Source organism: Streptomyces sp. AJS327 (genome assembly GCF_013450295.1).
Lineage (GTDB): Bacteria > Actinomycetota > Actinomycetes > Streptomycetales > Streptomycetaceae > Streptomyces.
In genome coordinates this window covers 1-3,324 of sequence record NZ_SKBR01000009.1, presented here as the reverse complement: position 1 = coordinate 3,324, position 3,324 = coordinate 1, and the positions used below count along the sequence as shown (strand labels likewise).

At 68.2% G+C, this 3,324-nt stretch carries 5 protein-coding genes and 1 pseudogene; all 6 read right to left on the bottom strand.

The window, feature by feature from the left end; translation table 11 throughout:
* Window positions 1-9: 9 nt before the first annotated feature.
* Window positions 10-498 carry a class I SAM-dependent methyltransferase gene (locus E0L36_RS28140; RefSeq protein ID WP_308416599.1) on the bottom strand — a complete coding sequence of 163 codons (489 nt, stop codon included), beginning with the start codon at window positions 496-498 and terminating at the stop codon, window positions 10-12.
* A gap of 138 nt (window positions 499-636) precedes the next feature.
* A pseudogene (locus tag E0L36_RS28635) lies at window positions 637-825 on the bottom strand (GntR family transcriptional regulator); the annotation flags it as partial.
* Between the two features lies 1 nt (window position 826).
* On the bottom strand, window positions 827-2,176 hold the full coding sequence (locus E0L36_RS26880) for a hypothetical protein (protein ID WP_180927157.1): 1,350 nt from the start codon (window positions 2,174-2,176) through the stop codon (window positions 827-829).
* 117 nt (window positions 2,177-2,293) lie between these two features.
* Window positions 2,294-2,494, bottom strand: coding sequence for a DUF5999 family protein (locus E0L36_RS26875; protein WP_180927158.1), 201 nt, complete (start codon window positions 2,492-2,494; stop codon window positions 2,294-2,296).
* Window positions 2,495-2,557: 63 nt separating this feature from the next.
* A complete protein-coding gene (locus E0L36_RS26870; RefSeq protein ID WP_258015867.1) occupies window positions 2,558-2,953 on the bottom strand; it encodes a DUF6415 family natural product biosynthesis protein in 396 nt (131 codons plus the stop codon).
* Window positions 2,953-3,324, bottom strand: a 372-nt coding sequence (locus E0L36_RS26865; RefSeq protein WP_308416964.1) for an ATP-binding protein, incomplete at its 5' end; no start/stop codon positions are given. The genes E0L36_RS26870 and E0L36_RS26865, both read right to left, overlap by 1 nt.

The window sequence follows — 3,324 nt, the reverse complement described above, 5'->3', positions numbered from 1 at the left end:
GTTGAGGGCTTACATGAGTTTTTCGGGAGCCAGGAGTAGGCACGCGGTTTTTGTGTCTCGATGCCCGGCGAGATACCAGCGGTCGAGTACTTTCCACCCGTCGCACAGCACCATCAGCTCTCGTTCTGTGAAACCGGTGCGGTCCGTGCGGTCGGCCGTGATGGGCACCATCAGGTGGAATCGGCCGCCTGGCCGGAGCCATCTGGTGCGAGCCCAGGCCATGATGCTGTGAGGCCGCGGAAGGACATGCAGCGTGAGGCGGGCGGTGATCAGGTCCGCCTTCGCCGTGCCCGGGATGGCGTCTATGTCGGGCCTGGTGAAGTCATGCAGGGCGTAGCTGAGGTGGGGTGAGGCGCGGCGCGCGGAGGCGATCGCCTGTGGGGCCCAGTCCAGACCGACGGTCTCAAACTGCCAATTGGCCAGGATGCGAGTCCAGCTACCGACGCCGCACCCCAGATCGATCGCCAGCCCGCGGCGCGGTCCCAGCCTGGCCAGCACCTGCTCCTGCTCGACCTGGCTGATGAGCCGGGTACTGCGGGGCCGTGGCGGTGACGACGGGGGAGGGGAAGCGGTTCGGGGCCGGGGTGGTGGCACGTCGCCGGGCTCCGGTATAGGCGTCTCCGGCACCCGAGCTGACTCTCCAGGGGTTTTCGATACGACGCCGGCGCACGAGAGCTGGATAAGGGCTTCACGCACCGTCGACCGGGAAACTCCAAGGTCCGATTCCAGGCTCCGTAGAAGAAGTAGCTGGCCGGGCAGGTAATGCCCAGAGTGGATCAGTACGTGGATTCTTTGAGCAACGGAAGCAGAAACAGGCTGAGTCATGTCAGTTCTCGGGGAGAGACTTCAGAAGGCCGCCGATGCGCTGTGCGTCCTCCGTGCTGAAGGAGTCGGGGAAAAGGTCAAGAAGACGCTGGGCTTCGGAGTACGCCTCGGCGGCCAAGTCCCATTGCTCATGGCGGTGGTGGATATCGCCGCGGACTTCTTCCACGCGCACGATCCAGGACCGGGCGCTCGCGGCGTGGAAAGCTGCCTTCGCCCGCTCCAGCAGATGAAGAGCGGGGGTGGGGTCAGAGGCCCGGACCGCATGGGCCCAAGCCAGCCAGGTGAGCGCCCTCGCGGCATCCAGCGAGTCACCCAGGCTGGTGAGGTCAGCATGGGCGCGACTCAGCACCTTGATCGCGGTATCCGGACTGCCGAGATGCAGCTCGACTTGCCCCAGCTGGATCCGCGTGAGGCTGCACTGCCGCTGGTAGAGGAACCCCTCCTCCTCAGAGGAGGCTTCCTGGTGCAGGCGCTCGCGCAGAGACAGGGCCTTGACGAAGTACTCGCGCGCCACGCGCACTCGCGCGGCCGGGTCCAGCCCAGCAACCCGGGTGGCGCTCTCCAACGCGACGCTGCCCGCCTGATGAGTGGCCTGCGCCTCCGCACGGACATCGCCGTCGACGTGGGCGCTGTCCCTCGCCTCCAAGGCGCACTCCCACGCCTGGTCATACGCTCGGCCAGCTCGGAGCATCCCCGCCAGCGACGTCAGCATCTCCCGAACCGCACACCGGTCCCCGGCCGCCCGCGCGGCGGCCAGACCGCGCTCGTGCGCGTCGATCGCGACGGGCACCGGCTTCGCGCGGTGCCAGTGAGGCCAGGCCGCGTGCACCACCTGCCACGCCAGAGAGTGCCAGCCCTGCGCCTCAGCCACCGTGAGGGCGGCCATCACCGTGGCCTCATGGCGCGCAAGCCACTCCACCGCCCCCGTCGGATCGGCGCCGAACGGCGGCGGGTCGGGCGGCATGTGCCGCAGATCCCGGGAGAGGCGCAGGTGCCACGGCGACAGCACCCGCTCCGCAGCGGTGGTGATCGCGACGATGCCCTCCACCCAGCGGCGGAGCGCCACCTCACGGTCGACGGGCAGATCATCACGGCTGGCCGCGGCCCGCGCCAAGTCACGCATCTCTGCGTCAAACCGCACCGTGGGCGCGGGCGTCACGTGAGATGGGCCCTCTTTCAGAAGGCCCGCCCCCACCAGGGCTTCGACAAGGTGTCGCGCGTCGGGGATCGGCAGGCCGCAGGCCGCAGCCACCTCTTCCAGGTCAAGCACCGGCCCCGGCAGGTGCGAGAGCGCACGCCAGCACGAGCGCGTCTGGGCAGGCAATGAATCATAAATGGCCGGAATGGACATTGGTACTCCAAGAAGGGTTTGGATTCTTATTCCTGAGGAATCGACCCCGAAGATCGGGCCCCCAGTACGCTGCGCTCTTTCGCTGTGATGTAGAGGCGAGGCACTTCCAGGCCGAGTTCATGCGCGTGCTCCTGGCGCGCATATGGGGCGGCGCGGAGCGATGATCTTGCCGTTTGGCAGCAGCTCGCCGGTGTCATCGAAGATCAGCACCTGGTTGCACAACAAGGCCCAGCCCTGAACGCCGCCGTGCGCGATGACCTGTGCGGCTTCCCGGTCGGGGGCTTCCGCGGTGGGACACGGGGGGTTGTGCCGACACATGGGCGCTCGTCCTTTCGAAGGCGCGGGGAGAAGGGATACCGACGTCGAGAGCGGGGGCGAGCGTCATAAGGCGTCGTCTCCCATCAGGTCGAGAAGCGAGAGCATGGCCGTGGCGAAGCGGACGACGTGCCCGGAGGCGTCCTCTGGGCGGGGGTGCTCGGCGCTCAGCACGATCAGGCGTTGCATCTCCTCGACGGGGTACGGCCGCACGAGGTGCGGCACGACTCCGACGAGGCCGGTGGTGGCCGCCCGGAGCCGATCAGCGAGGGGACCGATCTCTTCGGGCGCGGGGTTCGCGAACTCGCCGATGGCTGCTTCCAGGTCGTCGTACAGCTCGTCGTTGATCGCCTCGCGGGCAAGGGAGCGGCGCAGGCCACCGAGGAGGACGCCCACCGTCGCGTCGTCCGTCGAGCACGGGCCGATCAGTTCGACGGCCCTGTCCGGCGTCATGGCCACCATCACGGCCTCCCGGTGGGGACGCGGAAGCGGCACCATGTCGTCCGGCCGTCTTTGCTGACGCCCCAGGCCCGTGAGAAGACGGCCACGAGGAACATGCCGCGGCCGGAGTCCTCGTCGTCGCCGGCGTTACGCAGTTCGGCCGGGGTGGGGTTGGCATCGGTGACATCGACGCGGAGGTCAGGCGCGGCGTACCGAATGCGCAGGCTGATGCCTCCCTTGCCGTGCAGCACCGAGTTGGAGACCAGCTCTGACACGGCGAGCACGATGTTGTCGGCCACCGAACCGTGCACGTCCCACAGGCCGAGATAGCCCGCGGTGACCTGGCGCAGGTGCCCGACGTAGGACCTGTCAGGGGCGCAGGCCACCTCGAA